Genomic DNA, 17,128 nt, shown 5'->3' with positions numbered 1-17,128 from the left:
CCGGAGCCAGCGCAAATTATCGGCTCAATCGCTCGACACTGAACCGATGTTAGACATCAATCGACCCTCGTTATGATAGAGGGCGTATTATAGTCGCAGGGAGCAATCGCCAAGAATTAAGGCGCGTCAGTGCAGTTTAAAGCGGACGAGGTTCCTGTTAGGGGACAGCTCACGTTTTCATCGCGATTTAAGAATTACAAATTAAACAGCGAAGGCACATCGGCGGCTTGCGATAGCGTCCAGCCGAAAAACGCTGGTAGCGCTAAATGCATTTTCGAATTCTGCAGTTTTAGCAAGCGATTGCAATGCAATCCTTGCGGCCAAGTTCCGGTTCGCGACAAGCCATCTCAAGGATCACGACAAAGCACTTTGAACGCGCTGCCAGAACTAAGGTCCGAAGCTCGTCAATCTCTAACGCGTGGCGGTTGATACAAGTGAGCCGCCGATCTGCGTACGATCCATCCAGGACCATCTTGGCATGACGAATGTGCTTAAAGAAAAGGCGATTGCGTTAGGCCAGAATGTCTTGCACGACGTTTCCGTGGACATCGGTTAACCGCATATCTCGTCCACCAAAACGGAATGTCAATCGCGTGTGGTCGACGCCCAAGACATGCAACATCGTCGCATGCAAGTCGTGGATTGTTAGTTTCCCTTCGACGACACGGTAGCCGAATTCATCGGTTGCACCGTAAACAGCTCCGCCGCGAATTCCACCACCGGCCAACCAGATCGTAAATCCGAACGGATTGTGATCTCGGCCATCACTTCCCTGCGCAAAGGGTGTGCGTCCAAACTCGCCCGCCCAAACGACCAGCGTCTCCTCTAGCATGCCTCGCTGTTCCAAGTCGGTAAGCAACCCGGCGATTGGTTGGTCGACAGCGCGAGAGTTTTCGCCATGATTCTTAAGAAGATTGCCATGAGCGTCCCAGCGGTCATTGCCATTGACGCGTGGACACGTCAGCTCAATGAATCGTACGCCGCGCTCGACCATTCTACGGGCAAGCAAACATTCGCGTCCAAATACCTGAGTGGGTTCAAATTCAGCCTTCATACCGTAGAGCTGATGAATGTGCTCGGGCTCGTTGTCTAGGTTGGCAACTTCCGGAACAGCCCGCTGCATCCGATAGGCAAGCTCGTAGTTCTTGATCGCGCTTTCAATCGCATCGGGCCGACCGAGCCGATCGCTGACAAAACCGTCTAAATCACGCGTGAGATCGCGCTGCGTTTCCTGATCGACCGCGGACCCATTCAGGTTGGCCGCCGGTGAGAGGTTGGCGATCGGCAATTTCTGTGGTTTGAACAGCGTTCCCTCATGAACGGCTGGCAAGAATCCAGACGCAAAGTTATCCATACCGCCGCTGGGGATCAGTCCCCCGTTGATCACCGCAAAACTCGGCAAATTGTCACACTCACTGCCTAAACCATAACTGAGCCACGCACCCATGCTCGGCCATCCAGCCTGTCCCAATCCTGTATGCAAGAAATAGTTGGCAGCATTGTGTTCGGAGAATTCACTGGTCATGCTTCGCACAATCGCCAGTTTATCGGCACACCGTGCGACATGCGGAAAGAGATCGCTGACCCAATGCCCGGCTTCGCCGTACTGATGAAACTTCCACGGGCAGCCAAACGTTGTGCCAATGTTGTTGAACTGAGTGGGTGCAATCCGCGCCGCAAACGGCTGGCCGTGTCGCTCGTTTAGGATCGGTTTGGGGTCGAACGAATCGACCTGGGAGACACCGCCATCCATGTAAAGAAAGATGATATTTCGCGCCGTTGGCTGATGATGCAATGTATCACGAATCGGATTGGCAAGTGCGCTGCGGTCATTCGACATGAGCGCAGCGAGCGCCACCGAACCAAAACCACTGGCAGTTTGTTTGAGCCAACTGCGGCGGGAAATCGGAGACGGCATGAATCGTCGACAGTGCATGGCACCAATTCTCGTTAGGGAAGGAAGATAAATTCTTTAATGTTGTACAACGTGCGACAGACTTCCGTCCATGCTTGCCTTCGGCTCTCTTGATCCGGATCGGAGCCCAATCGTTGATTAAGGTACGCGACAACTCGCTGACGTTCACGTTCAGTAGGCGGGCGTCCAAAGGCCTGCCAAAACGCTTCCACAACCGCCGGCTGGGTCGTGTCAAACTCCCCGACAAGCCGCGCTGCCCATTTTGATGCCTGATCAAACACCAGGGGATCATTCAACAAGATCAATGCTTGTGCGGCCGAGTTACTTGTCGCACGCTTTCCCACCGTTGTAAATGCTACCGGCTTGTCGAACGCACTAAAAAAGTGGCTCGGCGCATTTCGGCGAACTTCCACGTAGATGCTTCGACGCGCATCACCATCCATCGGCCCGCTCCCGCCCGGACTGCGATTATGCCGCATGAATTCCGTGATATGAATGGGTGTACTCGCTCCGTACTGATGCTGCTTCAATTCACCACCAACGGCCAGGATCGAGTCACGGATCTTCTCGGCGGTTAAGCGACGTACGCGCGACGAATGCAGCAATCGGTTGGTGGGATCCAACGCCAGGGCCTCTGCCGACGGTTGACTGCTCATCCGATACGTGTTGGACAACACAAGCCGGCGAATCAGCCGTTTGACGTTCCAACCATCCGCCACAAACTCAGCCGACAGATAATCAAGGAGTTCTGGATGCGTTGGTGGCGTTCCCAACACACCAAAATTATCGGCCGACGCAACCAGGCCGTCGCCAAACAGATGTTGCCAGATACGGTTGACGGCAACTCGTGCAGTTAACGGATTTGATTCATCCACCAATCGGTCTGCCAAGATGCCACGTCCACTGCCATTCGCCTCGTTCACCGGGCCACCCAGAGCCGTCAACAGTCCACGCGGTGTTGTTTCGTCCGCCAGACGGCGATGGCTACCTCGAAGGTGGATGCGTTCGTCTTCGTCACTCCCGTCCAGCACGGCGATCGCCCAAACTGGTTCGGGAATTCCTGATTCGATCTGCTGCCGAGCTGCCATGTAAGCTGCGGTAGCTTGGCGGTAACTGTTGCTCGATTCATCTGCCAGCGCGGGCAACAAGTTGTCATGTGTCAGCAACCAATTCACCAACGCGATGGAATCAGAAGACGGAGGCATACCTGACTTTCCCTGGACGGTACCAAGGGACTTTTGAAAAGCAACGACAACCGCCTGGGCCACATCTGCAACACGTGACGGTGCCTGCTGCTTGATTGAATCAACCAAGTGCCTATTCGGCTGCCATTCTGCTGTAGGTTTCTGTTCGCCAAAGCGGACCTCGTACAACGCAAATTCACTCTGCGGTACGAATTCGACGTGTACGCGGTGGCCAAGGTAATCGTCAACGCGGTGGCCAAACCACGCATCTTTGTTGGGAGAATTGATCGTCTGTTGAACGACAGCATGCAAGGGACCGAATACAGTCCGATGTGAATCGACGGCCAGAAACACGGTGGCCTTTCCCCGGAATCGATACCAAAGAGTGTCGCCGGTCACTTCAAATGTCTTTGTTCGGAATAGGCCGGTCAGACGAGCACTAGCATGTTGGTCGATCGCAGCGCGTCGCGGCAGAATCATGTGGATCGGTTTCGACGGATTGCCGGTCAGTAAGAGACTGCCGTGCTGCACAGGTCCCGCGCCAAAGCGGATGCCACTCGTCAGCCATCGCTCCGGCTCTCGCGCATCCACATCCCCGGTGAAATCGACAATACTATGCTGCCTCGCATCATAGGCCGCTCGTGTCGGAATCCGATTCAATTCACCTTCACGACGAGTCGTGAGCACAGTTTCGCTTTTCCTCGCATCATTCAATTGATCCGCGTGTTGACGTTGCGCCTCAAGCAGATCGTTGACGCGTTTGGAGAAATCTTCCGTCTGCGTATCGTCGTTACCTGGCAAGGCGATTGCGGCCAAACAATGCAGAGGATGCGTCACCTGTTGTTTAGCGATTAACAGCTCCCTGGCCAACTGGATGACCGGATCAGGAGGCGCGGTGTCGGCGTCCGTCTGCTTGTCCTTGATAGGTTCTGGTAAACCCTTCTCGATTCGATCAACCGCCTCTAACAGTTGTCGGTCAAAATGTTTAAGACGATGGATGGTCCAGTCACGGTAAGACTCCCATAGCAAGTCCGTCGACGAATCGTTCAACTGTGAAAGCCGTTGCTGAGCATCCACGATTGCCGCCGGGTCTGCAATATTGGCACGTTGGAAGCCGCTGCTCTGCAAGACACCCGCCAACGCGTAGTAGTCCGCGGTGGATATTGCGTCGAACTTGTGGTCATGGCACCGCGCGCAGGCAATCGTTAATCCCAAGAATGTTTTGCCAAAGACGTCAAGCTGATTAGCAACCCGGTCCGCTTCTTCACCGCGGATGTCAACCGGACTATGGGTTGCTTCGCCCAGGTACCAAAAACCAGTCCCTTGAATCGACTGGTTCGTCTTGCTAACCGGATCGATTCGAGGCGGTTGAATCAGATCTCCAGCAACATGCTCACGTACTAGATCGTCATAGGCCACATCCTGATTGAACGCGCGGATCAGGTAGTCCCGGTATCGCCAAGCATCAGGTAGCGGATAGTCCCCTTCGTGACCTTTCGTCTCTGCAAAACGAACGAGATCAAGCCAATGCTGCGCCCACGTTTCACCGAATGAGGAACGGTCAACCAATTCGTCGACCACCCGCTCGTATGCGTCAGATCGATGGTCTCCTAGAAATGCTGTCAGCTCCGATCGTGTCGGCGGAAGACCGGTTAGATCGAACGCCACGCGCCGGTACCAACTCAATCGATCCGTCTCGGGCGCCGGCGTGAGCTCCTTCGAATCGAGACGCCGAAGGACAAACGCGTCGATCGGATCACGCACCCACGCTGCGTCGTTTACGTCGGGCACTTCAGGCCGCTGGACCGGGCGCCATGCCCAATGAGATTCCATTCTCTGCTTGAGGTCAAATTCATCGCGATTGACGTGGGCGCCGACCGTTTCGATACGTGGATCTGGAGCGCCACGCGCAATCCACTGATGAAGGACTTTGATCTCTCTCTCGGGCAGCTTGCGCTCCGGCGGCATCTGTAACTCTTCGTCCTCATAACCGACTGCTTGAATCAGCAAGCTTTTTGCCGGATCGCCCGGCACAATTGCTGGACCACGCGCACCGCCCCGTCCCCACCCTGTCCGGCTGTCCAACAAAAGTTCGCTCGCGATTTCGTCCGAGGCTTCGCTGTGGCATTCGTGACAGCGCCGTACCAGGATAGGGCGCACCTGTTCCTCAAAAAACTCTCGCTCAGCTGCCGACAGCTCGGGCTCTGCTAACACCTCGGGCTCTGCCGACCATCCGTTCGATGCAAAAAGTCCAAACAGAAAAAAACTCGCCAAACAAGCCAAACCGGCTACACTACGCCCCCGCGCATCATTTCGGCATTGGCGTCTCAGATTACATCGCATTCCGATCATCCTCAGAGCAGTCAATTGGGTTAAGCGTTTGTGAAGGGAGGGCTATCACACAGGGTCCGCGAACGGCAGGCAACCCCGCAACGGATTCTAACATACGAGCGAAACCGCGTGGAAAAAATGTACGTTTTCTTGACCGTAGGATCTTGCCAATCACTGTAAGTCTAGCGGATTGGCAATCACCACTGGGCGATCGTCTAATAGAATTCGTCCGCCATCGGCGACAATCGCGCCGGCAAGGATTTTTCCAAGCGTGCTTTTTCCAGCTCCATTCTCACCCAGCAGCGCGTGTACTTCGCCGTGGTTGAAAGAAACGCTGACCTCGCTCAGTGCATGGACACCACCGTACCGTTTAACGATGTTCTCGGCTCGTAGGAAAGCAGGCATTCAACGTCCGTTTCGCTCGATCTCTCGTGCCCTTCGGCACGACACCTTATTCGCCACCTTATTCGCCACCTTATTCGCCTTGTTTCAAGTCGGGCATTGAAAACGGCCGGTGTCAGTCCCGAGTGAAACAAAACGGTGGCCCGAGTGAAACAAAACGGTGGTAGGAACAATTGTGGGGGCTGGAGATCATCCATGCCAGGGCAGACTTTTGTTTTGTCATTCATGGAGCTAAAGCCCTGACTATTGTAGTCAACCATGACCCGTGATGGGGCAGGCACAAGCGATCTCTCCCGCGCATTCACCGGGCACTCAGGAAAGAGGTGATCAATTTTTGCGTCAAAATCCCTCCAGTATTGCGACAGACTGTCGATCGACCAACGACGGGATTATAATAACCGAAGTAAGGACATCGTATGGACCACCGAACCATTGTTTCACTCGCGGCATGTGGCCTCGCATTCGCGTTCGCAGAATCCACCATTTCAGGATCTCCAGCACCCGACGTTGCCACGCCAGAAGAATCGATCGAGCAACCACAACCGACGGTCAACCGGGAAGCCACGTTTATCGCACGTCGCGACAATCGTCTCGAGAAGTTGCTACCCGCCCCGGCGTTACCAGGAACCGCTTCGTCCGATCTGCACCCTGTCGACAGATTTATTTGGTCGTCATGGCCACAAGAAAACGGCGCGCCGAACGAACCGAAGCGGTGCAGTGATGCAACTTTTGCTCGCCGAGTTTTCCTGGACGTCATCGGCGAAATCCCAACCGTAGACGAGTTAAGCGAATTCGAACAGAGTACACGACCCGACAAGCGGGAAAAGCTGATCGACAACCTGTTGTCGCGCGACGACAGCTACGCTGCTCACTACACGTCATGGTGGGAAGACGCTTTAGCCAGCGCTAACTCTGACACGTTCGGTGGTGTCTTAACGCGAGGAAACTACCAACCTTGGATTGTCGAGAACCTCACGAAGAACGAACCGTACGACGTGATGGTTGCAGAATTGATCGACCCGGGTTTGCCCGGCTATCGAAAGCCGAACGAGATCGACATCCTGGGTGTCAAATACAACGTCGGGTTCCTGCGAGACCGGAGTCACAAAGAAATTCTGCAGTCCGCCGCCGACGTAGGTCAGGTCTTCCTCGGCACAGGAATGAAGTGTGCCAGTTGTCACGATCATTTCGAGAATCAAGAATGGCCGCAGTTGCGTTTCCTGGGCTTTGCTGGCTATTTTTCGCCTGGCGATCTGGCGGTGATTCGCTGCGAAGAGCACCTGGGTGAGGTCGCCAAGACGCGTTGGCCAATCGACCACGATCTAGCGAACACGCCGGTGCCTGAAATCTATTCCGAGCGTCTAGCACTTGCGGCTCAGTTGCTTACCGACCCATTGAATCGGCGATTCTCCGAAACGATGGTCAATCGTTTGTGGAAACGTTTCCTCGGCACTGGTTTATACGAGCCAGCGGATGATTACCGCTCGAATGTTGCGGCCAGCCATCCCGAGTTGCTCGCATGGTTGGCAGATGATTTCGTGCGACATCGGTTCGACATCAAACACGCAATTCGACGTATTCTCAACAGCCAAACGTACCAGCAGGCCTACCGAGCTGAACTGGCAGATCGGTTTGAATTGGATGACCGTAGCGCACCCCGATATTTTCGATCACCCAACCTCCGCCGATTGACTGCGGAACAATTGATCGACAGCATCGCCGTCGCCGCGACCCAGGAGCACCAGTTGGATCGCCGTCTGTTTCGCACGCACCACGGCAAATCCGATGATCTGACGCAAGCACTGGGCCGGGCTGCGACGCGCGGCGAGGTCAGCACCTTTCGTACCGACGAAACGGCCATCATTCAGGCTCTGGAGCTGATTAATGGCAGCACTTACCAGCGGCTGAATCAATTCTGCGTGCAGCGACCAGTAACGGAATCCACACGTGTGGACCAGCTATCCGGCGCGCAGCAGCAAGGTGTGAGGCTCGGTATGATTCGCGTTCAGGCCGACGGTACGACGCACGACATTGACCTAACCGGTGTTGTCACGCTGGCTGACGTGATGACGCGTGTCAACGAAGTCCTCAAGGAGTCTTCTGACAAGCCTTCCCCTGGCCAACTAGAGTTGAGTCAAGACAGTTTTTCCTTACGATCAAATCCAGGGCACACGATCGCGTTCGAAGATATCGGGACAGGGCAGACCGCGGCGGATTTGGGAATTCCGATTCAAGCCACATCGAGTCCACAAATCGGCAACAGCCTGAATCGAATCGTGGAATCCATCGCTGAACCACGAGATGCGACAACGTTATTAGCCCTTTATCAGCGACGAGTCAAAGCGGAAAAGATCGCGGAGCACTTGTACCGTCTAACACTTACCCGTTCCGCATCCGCTCGTGAAGTCGCACATTTCAAGGAGTATCTGCAGGACAATGGTTATGGGCAGACGGTCGACGAGGAAGCGGTGGGCGAAAACTCGAATGTGACCAGTGAACCAATCGTTGACCTGTTTTGGGTGTTAGTGACGAGTCCAATGTTTCAGTACATCTACTAGACGTGACAAGGCATACAAGTACCGTCCGATGTCATCTCAACTCAATCGACGCGAATCTATCAAGGCCTCACTCGCGGCTGGCCTCGGGCTTAACGGTGTTATCGGGCGGTCGAAACCAGGCGCAGCTGCTGAACCGGCGCTGAACTCTGGCCGGGCGCAAGCGATGATCATGATTTACTTGCCAGGCGGGGTCGCGCAACAAGATACATGGGACCCAAAGCAGTACACACCCTTCGAACAAGGCATGCGCGGCGACCAGGTTTTGGCGACTTGTCCATCGATCGCGACATCAGCAGATGGCATGCGAGTTGGCGCGGGCCTGGAGAACGTCGCTAGTGTGATGCACCATGCGGCATTGATTCGATCACTCAATAACGAGGCGAGATTTGGTGCCTCGCACGTCAAGGCTCAGTTTTACACTTTGACGGGTTACCTCGAGCCGGTCGGCTTGAAACCGCCCAGCATCGGTTCGATTGTCGCCCGTTCGTTGGGCCCTCGTGCACCCAATGTGCCCTCCTACATTTACATTGGCCGCGAAATCGAGTCGGCAAACAACCTGGACAAACAGAAGGCACTCGAGTTTACGGGTCCTGGTTTTTACGGTTCGCGATATGCTCCATTTCGAGTGCCCGATCCTCGTCAAGGGCTCGCGACGCTGAATCGATTGGCGGGGATGTCGCAGCGTCGACTCGACCGTCGACTAGAGCTGTTACGCAGGACGACAGCGTTGGCCGGCGTAAACGCTGATGATGCAGCAGCCAAGTATATGAAAACGATCGATGACGCCCGCGCGATGATGGACTCGCCAATTAAGAAGGCGTTCGATTTCCTAAAGGACGAGCCAGCGGAAACGTTGGCCGCCTACCGTCCGAAGATTCAGCGGGATGAATTATTAGATAAAAACTATTTCTACGGCAATCACTTCGGATATGGTTTGCTACTTGCTCGGCGGCTGATCGAATCCGGTTCCCGATTCGTGCAGGTCGAGATGTCCTACGACGCGTTCCGCGGATTCGACATGCATGATTTCGGTGGCCAACGCATGGTTGAGATGAAACGCCAAATCGACGGCCCAATCGCTCAGCTGATCCGCGACCTCGAGCAGCGGGGCTTGCTGGACGAGACGTTAGTCTGCATCGAGTCCGAGTTCGGTCGCACCATCCAATCCGCTCCGGCAAAAAACGCGACCGGTCTCGCCGGTTCGGAACCCATCGGAGCGACCGAAACACATGACGGATCAGACGTTGTCATTGAGAATCAAAAGATGTACGGCCTCCACGGTCACTTCAGCACGAATCATACCGCGGTCCTCTTCGGGGCAGGGATTCGGGGAGGAACGGTCTTCGGCAAAACGGCCGACCGACATCCCATGTTGCCGACCGAGAACCCGGTTAGCCTGATCGACGTCCACGCTACGGTCTTTGCAGCGTTGGGAATTCCAGCCGATCATCATTACGTAACGGAAGGACGTCCGTTCTATGTCACCAAGGATGGCATGGGTCAATCCATCAAACAGGTGTTGGCATAGCGCATCAACAGCCAAGCGGAGATCCATCGTCCCTAAGCATCGACGGATGCGTCAGCCTTGCGACCGCCACATTACGGACTTTCGCTCGCAGGCGAAAGGAAGCTCCATCGACGACATGACCCTCTGCTGCTTCCGCCGTGACCAGGCCGATCGGCGGAAGGACTCGTTCCTGCAAATTGTGCTTGTCGCCTGTTGTGCTGGCATTGTGAGGCCGACTAAGCTGGCCTGCGACGGCACGAATATTCGTGCCGACAATCGTCGATCGATGAAAAACCGAAGTTGTCGGCGTCTCCGGATGACGTGCAAGAACAGTTCGACGCCAAGTCCGATCCTGTGCTTGCTGACACGCTTTTCAACCACGGAACGAATCTGGTGGAGATGGAAGGGCGCGACATCGACTTGAATAGCCCGATTTTCAAATGCCAAAGACAACGCTGCGATTCGCGACGATGCGACTCAGCACATAAAAGTCGACCCCACAATGCAAGATGTTCTAGCGAACGTAGCTAGGGCGATGTCGAACACGAAATAAAAAGTAAACTGTCCCAGAATGTCACTCTAGTTCGTAGTTGATCGTCCCGGTTTCGCCATCGCTAGAAAGCGGGCCGAGGTCACGTCCGTTGATCTTTAACGTGGCAGCTTGAACGTCTCGGAACTTGACCCGGATCAATCGTTTCTCGCGATAGGGATAGGGCAGATCTGCCAGCGCCGATTTCACACTTAATTCCACCTGGTCTCCGGTCCATCGGACAACCTCCGCTTTGACACCGTCAATCGGCACGGCTTTGTTCATTCTGCCATCCAAGTACACCGTACCAAACTTTCGATCCAAGTAGGCACTTGCTCCCAAACCGCCGCCCGGGCCCCAGTTGTAGCCCGTCCAGCCACCGCGTGCATCTTGCGGTCCGTTGTGAAAAATATTCTCCGACGAGAAGCCCAATCCGGCTCCTTCAGGACGAACAATCCCATTAATTCGATTGCGGTGATTCTCTGCCATATCCATCAACGCGAAACTCGATCGGCAAGCAGCGACCGCCCTTTCCAAGTATTCGGTCTTACCAGTTGCCAAGTAGTAGTCGGCATACGTGGGTACAAATCGTGACTGCCGTCCGTCGTTCCATTCCCCGTCAGTATTCATCACGCCAAATCCGCCATAAAGATGGACGTTGTAAAACGGTGGATCCCAAACTTGCTGGAACAGGGAAAGAATCCCAAGCGAGTACTCGCCATGCTTCAGCCAACGCTCGTCACTCGTCAACTGGTAAAGCGCCAAGAACTGGTCGGCGGCCCATTGAACGGCCAGATTGTTGATCGGTGGAATGCCGTTAACCGGATCGACCCAATGAAGGGCTTTCGGACTACAAGAATAAAAGACTTCGAAGTCTTGGAAACGCGTCGTAGGCAGAATTTCCCGCGCCATGTATTCACCTGCCTTGACAGCCGCTTTTTTCAAGCTGTCGCTTTGTGAAAGCATGGCCGCTTTGGCAAGCACTGCGCCGGAGATTGCCGTAGTAGCCGACTCACGCAACTGAGGGACAGCGTCACCGTTTTCATCGTAATAAGTGGGGATCGCTCCAGAATCGAGTTGCTTGCTAGACAAGAAATTGGCATAGCGGATGACGGACGCGGCGATGCGTTCTTTATGACTGGCAAACGCGGCGAAGTTTTCGGCCCAATAGAGTCGCCACCACGCCGTGACACCCATGGCTTGCGAATCAAAACCTTGGGTAGGATGAGCCGGCCAGGATGTCCAGTAGAGCGAGCCTTCCCATTGGTGGCTCTCGAAGTTAAAGACACATGGAAATGCACCTGACAATTGGGGAGCCGATAGATTGAGATTCAAAATGCCTCGTCCAATCTGCTTCAGGCGTTCTTCCTGCCAAGCTTGGCCATAATGCCAAATACCGAACCCCATGTGCATGTCGTTTTCCCAAGCATGGTAGTTGGCTCCGCGGCGAAATTCATTGTTGATCCCATAGCCGTCACCGGTCGGTAGCACGGTTTTGGTCGCCCAGCGAACAAGTTCATGCTTGTAGGCGTAACGTTTTCCGTATTCTTCAAACGGTAGAACTTGCGGACCCGCTTCGCCGAAATAACGATGACCGTACTCGTTCCAGAGGTAATTGGTGACTCGCCCGACGATCTCGCTCGAGTCAACCGCCGAACCGAGGAATAGGTCATACTCAAATTCCAACTTCTGATCATTCTTGACCGCAACCGGATCGCCCTTGGCAGTGAACACGTGGGGCTTCGCTGTCCAAGGGCAAAGTCCATAGGAAAGCCGTGGCACGCCATAGGGATGAGCCGCTGGGTGTTCGAAATCTCGCAAATCCAACGAATGGGGAACGATGCGATTGCGTCGCATGACATCGAGATCTGGAACCATGGCAGCGTACAGCCCACGTCCCTGCGTGATGACCGCAGGCGAGCGGAAAAAGTGGTCTCCGCAAACATCCTCTGCGTTCTTATGCAGGTTCGGAAGCCAGGCAAAATCGAGCGGCAACGCATACCCCATCGCTCGGTCATCGGGTACGAAGTAGTAGTGCGACCACATGTGACTAAGCTGGACTTCGCCGCCGCCGCGTCGAGCGGAAGCCGACACGCGAACGGATACTTGATCGGGGCCTGTCAGTTGAACCGACATTTGAATTGCACGATCACCGTGGCTGCCCATTAATATCACATGGTCGTGACTTACCTTTTTGATCGCCGTAAATACGGCCGCGTTCGACTGGGGATTCCCACCGTCGATAGTCTCGATGTCCAACGATTCGAGATGTGTTTGTTGCGCCTTCTCCCAGGGTGCTTTTTTGGCAATGGCCAGATTCGACAACACGGTTCGCCACCGCGCCCCGTCCAGGACTTCAAATCGGAGGCCAACCGAGTTGCCGTGCTTAACTGAGCAGACTCGAATGCTTTGATTCTCGATAAGTGTCTCAGCAGAAGCGGCACCGACGGTCCAGGACAACAGGACGACTGCCAAGCCAATGTCTCGGATCATCTATTCAGCGCCTTATTCTGCCAGATGTTATTCAGTTGGACAGCAGGACTGCCAGATCTTGCGACCCAGATTATCCTGTTGCTAAGTTCTCGCTTTACGCGAGACTACCTGATGGTAATCCCTCCCGCAATTCAGTGGCGGCAACACAAAATCCAGTCGCAATTACTAATTCCATTTGACGCAATGCACGATTGACGCCTTGTTGATTTTGTGACGAGAATAGCGGTTGTGTCTACACTGTCAACCGCTCGCGTGTCTCTGCCGTCCGTTGATGGAACACAATGTTGAGGAAGGAAGATCAGAAATGAAACGTTCAATGCAGCAAGCTACCAGTACGACGGCGGCTTATATGATCGTGGCGTTTGCGCTGACCAGTGGTGCGGCCGTTGCCGGCGGCCAGTCCGTCTGTAGCCTGGACACGCAAACTGATTCGGTGGTTCTCAGTAACGGCATTTGCCAGATTGCGTGGAAACAGACCCCGGCTGGCTGGAGCGCCGAATATCAGTGTAGAGTCGGCGAACAATGGCAAACCGTTGCGTGGGACGACGTGAAAAACGATGCGGCCTACGGCGTTGTGCTGGCAGGCGAGACACCGAAGAACAGCCGAGTTCGGGCCAACCTTTGGGGCAGGGAGTTTAGCGGGCTCCCTACCACCGGCCCAACGGTTTTGGCGAACAGTTCAAGAAAGATTGCGATCCAGTGGTCGTGCGAGATCACCGACGACCAGGGTCGGCATTGGCCAGTGACCAGTACCTACACAATTCACCGGGGGGACTATCACGTCCACGAGAAGGTAAAGTTCCAAGCGCCGCCTAAGGTCTCCACACAGGTGCGCTATCAGCGAGGATTCGAAGCCCAGAACGTTTCGAAAGACTTCTACGAATGGGTGGCCCATACGGTAACGCACACCGGCTGGCGCGTCGGGGACGCCTCGTTTTTGATCGTGGTCACGCGCAGCGACGGCTGGGACGGCGGCCGAGGGGGAGGCGGGATCGTGCGAATGACCAGTGACAAAGAGTTCATTAGCGATCAGGCCGGCTTCCATACACCGACTGCTGACGCCAGATACTACGCATTTCATCGTGCGCCACACGTGCTACAACGCGACGGCTGGATCAACACGCGCAATTTCGACCACTATGTCCTGGAACATAACCTCGTAATGCGCCCTGGCCACCTGTTCGACACGAAGGCATTAAGTTATCTGGATCGGATTCAGCCGGCCGAGAAACTGGCGCCGCGGTATGGGTGGAAAAAATTCATGGACCTGCAGATGGAGGGAGCAAAGAACGTACCCGGCCTGTTCGAGGACCATGGTGACTGGGGCCACTACGAGCTCGGCTGGTACCAAGGATTCGATCCGGACAAGGTCCACATCCAGAGAAACCGCCAGTCGCTCGACTGGGGCGGAAACTGGGACCTGTGGATGGCAATCGCAATGCGCAGGTACGGGCAGAGTTACCAGAACGCGTGGGCGCTCGAGAGGTCAGGCAAGCTGATCAACGGCATCAAACAGGAAATGTGGCAGGTAAACGACTCCACGACTGTCTGCGACGGGGCGTTCTGGATGTTCCGCCCACGAAGCCCCGAGGAGTATGACAAACTGCGAAATGCCAAGCCAACAGGCGAAAAAGGTGGGCATATTCGCACCACGTCCGACATCTGGGTCGCTCAAACAGGCAAGATCGCCACGCTGCTTTGCGACCTGTTCGAAGACACGAAGGACAGACAACTACTGGACATGGCAACCCGAGCTGCCGAGTTTCTGCTCAGGATCCAGCAGGACGACGGCAATCTCATCGCAGGGCGGATTCATGTTGGCGGTAGGCCTACGTATCCCGCTAATCTTGCGACGAACTCATGCGCTATCATGTTGTGGTCCCGTCTTTATGAGATCACGCAGGACGAGCGCTATCGTGCGGCAGCAATCTCCTGCGCAGACTATACGATGCGTCACTGGCTGAACGGGAAACAGTGGAAGATGTACGGAGGAGAGTGGGACGCGCCCGGGAACATCTCGTCGTCATCGGCGGCATATGCGACGTGGGGCTTTGCGATTCTGTACCGTGCCACGAACTACCCGCCGGCGCTTGATGCCGTACGTTGGAGCGCGAATTGGCACATGCTGCTTCAGTCGCGCCTGGATACACACATCGGTTTCTATCAACAGAAGGCTTACTGGCGAGGCAGAGATGCCCGCAGCACGGGCGGCTTTACGCAAGGCGTCATGGACGAGGGTTACGGCCAACTGCTCTGGAACCGACCCGAGGAGTGCTATGCCCAGTATCTGGCGTGGACAGTGACAAAAGACAAGGCATATCTCGACAGCGCAATCGCCTACCTTGTCTGGCAGACATACATGCAGCACAACTGTCCTTATGACTACCGGTTCCACGGAGGCGCCAGTGAGGGATTCGAGTGGCAATGGGATAACATGAACGGTCACGGCACCGTTTACATCGGCGAAACAATCGGTTGCAATCTAACGCTGTTCGCGCTCATGGACGAAGGTGTGATCAAGGAGTGATCGGACTTCAGCGACGAAAGAAACAATCATAAAACGGCTTACGGCGCGTCGCGGTAGCTGGTTCTGGTAATAGCGCGCAGTCGCTGTTCGGGTTAAGAATAGAAAAACCTTATCCCCACATGTAGCTGCCTTTGTTGTCTCAGGCAGGACAAATGTCGGTTTCCACAAACGGCTGTCTCTAACGATTTGACCGAATTGAAAGCGTTGGAAACGTTACGAACGCGTTAGTGACTTCACGGCCCGTGTTGAAGGTAGCCGCGGGTTACGCCATCTGAAAGCTGCGCATCAAAAACCCGCGGTCAAGGAGTTGTAGCTGGCAATCTCAACAGGAAATACTGCCTCGGATGTCCCCTACAACCTGGGCACAGGTCTGCTCGCGGTCTTGTTACGGCAAGCCGATGACCGCGCCACTGCGCAAGCAATTGAAAAGGAGCTGGAGCAGCAAGGCTCGAGCAAAATACAATCCAGCAGGACATTCGGCAAACTCGAAATCGATCCAAATGGAAAACCGCAGCCTGCCACTTGCGGCCCGCGATGCAAGGGACAGGTTGTGGTAGAACTCTTCCTTTCCGGAATCGCCGCAGAGAGCCAGCGGAATCACTCGAAATTGATCCGACTATCCGCGCTCGGGAGCGTTGCGACTAACATCTAAAATGAATGCATCATGCTCGTCGGACAGCGGACTCGTCCCCGCATCCATTCGTGATCTTGTAGGTCGCAAAGTACTTTTTCTTCGCGCAAAACCTTCTGCAGATGTTTTTGTCTGCTGAATGCTCAATTCTTTCAACGACCTGATCCGATTCGGATGAACAATCGCACGAGCTGATTTCCGATAGACGTCGCGATTCGTGGCGTCGTCCAGCCCGACAGAACATCGAGGTTGTGGCATCCAACAACGACGTTGCGACGGACATCATGACGAGCCGCCCAACCGCCTAACGTCGCAACCGCCGCAACGGCAGCAAACAGACCAGTGCGGACAACAACATAGCGCCGGAAACTGGCTCCGGAACGGCAGCAACAGCGATCGCCCCTCTTTCATAGCCACCGTCAGAAAAAGCCGCCACGAAGTCACTGGAGTTGAATTCGCTGTCACCATTCCAGTCGCCGGTGGCCCAAATCGAGTTGTCAGCGAGCTCGTCTTCGTATTCGCCGGCCGTAAAGACAACGACGAAGTCGGTCGAATTGAACTCGCCGTCTAAATTGGAGTCGCCGATCCAGGTGCCGAGAACCTCATGTACGTAGTTCGCACGTTCCGTTGCATCAGTCAACGAACCATCGTCCAAGCGAATGGTCGGATCGGACGGCTCGCCAGCGATCATTTGCCCCCAATGGCTTGGGATCTTGGTCGGGAACGCGGGTACGGGCTCTGGATCTGCCCAGACATAATTGGTCGAAAGTTCAGTGAGACCGTTTCTAGTTTCTTCATCAGGGTCACCGTCGTCGTTGTCACGGTAGCTGAAGTCAATGCCCCAATTATTTCCTGCCGGGTCGTTGGCCGGCCCTAGAACAGCCGGAATGGGTGTAGAGAATACACTCTTGTCGATCCCGACTTCGAGCAACCATCCCGTGTCGGTAAGCGTGACGGCCGATTCGACGCCTGCTTCGATCTCCGCTCCGTAATCATCGGGGGTCATCCATGCCTGCACCTGGTTGCCCGCATCGATCACCAACTGCACATT

At 54.9% G+C, this 17,128-nt stretch carries 8 protein-coding genes; 3 read left to right on the top strand and 5 right to left on the bottom strand.

The window, feature by feature from the left end; all coding sequences use genetic code 11:
- Window positions 1-511: 511 nt before the first annotated feature.
- From P8N76_05695 to P8N76_05685, 3 genes are all read right to left on the bottom strand, one after another.
- Window positions 512-1,936, bottom strand: coding sequence for a DUF1501 domain-containing protein (locus P8N76_05695; protein MDG2381147.1), 1,425 nt, complete (start codon window positions 1,934-1,936; stop codon window positions 512-514).
- A gap of 14 nt (window positions 1,937-1,950) precedes the next feature.
- On the bottom strand, window positions 1,951-5,442 hold the full coding sequence (locus P8N76_05690) for a PSD1 and planctomycete cytochrome C domain-containing protein (protein MDG2381146.1): 3,492 nt from the start codon (window positions 5,440-5,442) through the stop codon (window positions 1,951-1,953).
- 159 nt (window positions 5,443-5,601) lie between these two features.
- The gene (locus P8N76_05685; GenBank protein MDG2381145.1) at window positions 5,602-5,835 is read right to left on the bottom strand and encodes an ATP-binding cassette domain-containing protein; all 234 of its coding nucleotides are present in this window, start codon (window positions 5,833-5,835) and stop codon (window positions 5,602-5,604) included.
- Between the two features lie 413 nt (window positions 5,836-6,248).
- Between P8N76_05685 and P8N76_05680 the strand changes: the two genes are divergently transcribed.
- Both P8N76_05680 and P8N76_05675 read left to right on the top strand, forming a co-directional pair.
- The gene (locus P8N76_05680) at window positions 6,249-8,390 is read left to right on the top strand and encodes a DUF1553 domain-containing protein (GenBank protein MDG2381144.1); all 2,142 of its coding nucleotides are present in this window, start codon (window positions 6,249-6,251) and stop codon (window positions 8,388-8,390) included.
- Window positions 8,391-8,418: 28 nt separating this feature from the next.
- Complete coding sequence (locus P8N76_05675; protein ID MDG2381143.1) at window positions 8,419-9,918, top strand: DUF1501 domain-containing protein; 1,500 nt, start codon at window positions 8,419-8,421, stop codon at window positions 9,916-9,918.
- A 553-nt stretch (window positions 9,919-10,471) separates the two neighbouring features.
- Here the strand turns inward: P8N76_05675 and P8N76_05670 are convergent.
- The gene (locus P8N76_05670; GenBank protein ID MDG2381142.1) at window positions 10,472-12,919 is read right to left on the bottom strand and encodes a hypothetical protein; all 2,448 of its coding nucleotides are present in this window, start codon (window positions 12,917-12,919) and stop codon (window positions 10,472-10,474) included.
- A gap of 304 nt (window positions 12,920-13,223) precedes the next feature.
- Here P8N76_05670 and P8N76_05665 point away from each other — a divergent pair, with 304 nt between their 5' ends.
- A complete protein-coding gene (locus P8N76_05665; GenBank protein MDG2381141.1) occupies window positions 13,224-15,446 on the top strand; it encodes a hypothetical protein in 2,223 nt (740 codons plus the stop codon).
- Window positions 15,447-16,381: 935 nt separating this feature from the next.
- On the opposite strand, the gene P8N76_05660 is transcribed toward P8N76_05665, so the two are convergent.
- On the bottom strand, window positions 16,382-17,125 hold the full coding sequence (locus P8N76_05660; GenBank protein ID MDG2381140.1) for a hypothetical protein: 744 nt from the start codon (window positions 17,123-17,125) through the stop codon (window positions 16,382-16,384).
- Window positions 17,126-17,128: the final 3 nt, after the last annotated feature.

This window comes from Pirellulaceae bacterium (genome assembly GCA_029243025.1).
Lineage (GTDB): Bacteria > Planctomycetota > Planctomycetia > Pirellulales > Pirellulaceae.
Note: the sequence above shows the minus strand (reverse complement) of the source record. Positions and strands in the feature narration are given on the sequence as shown.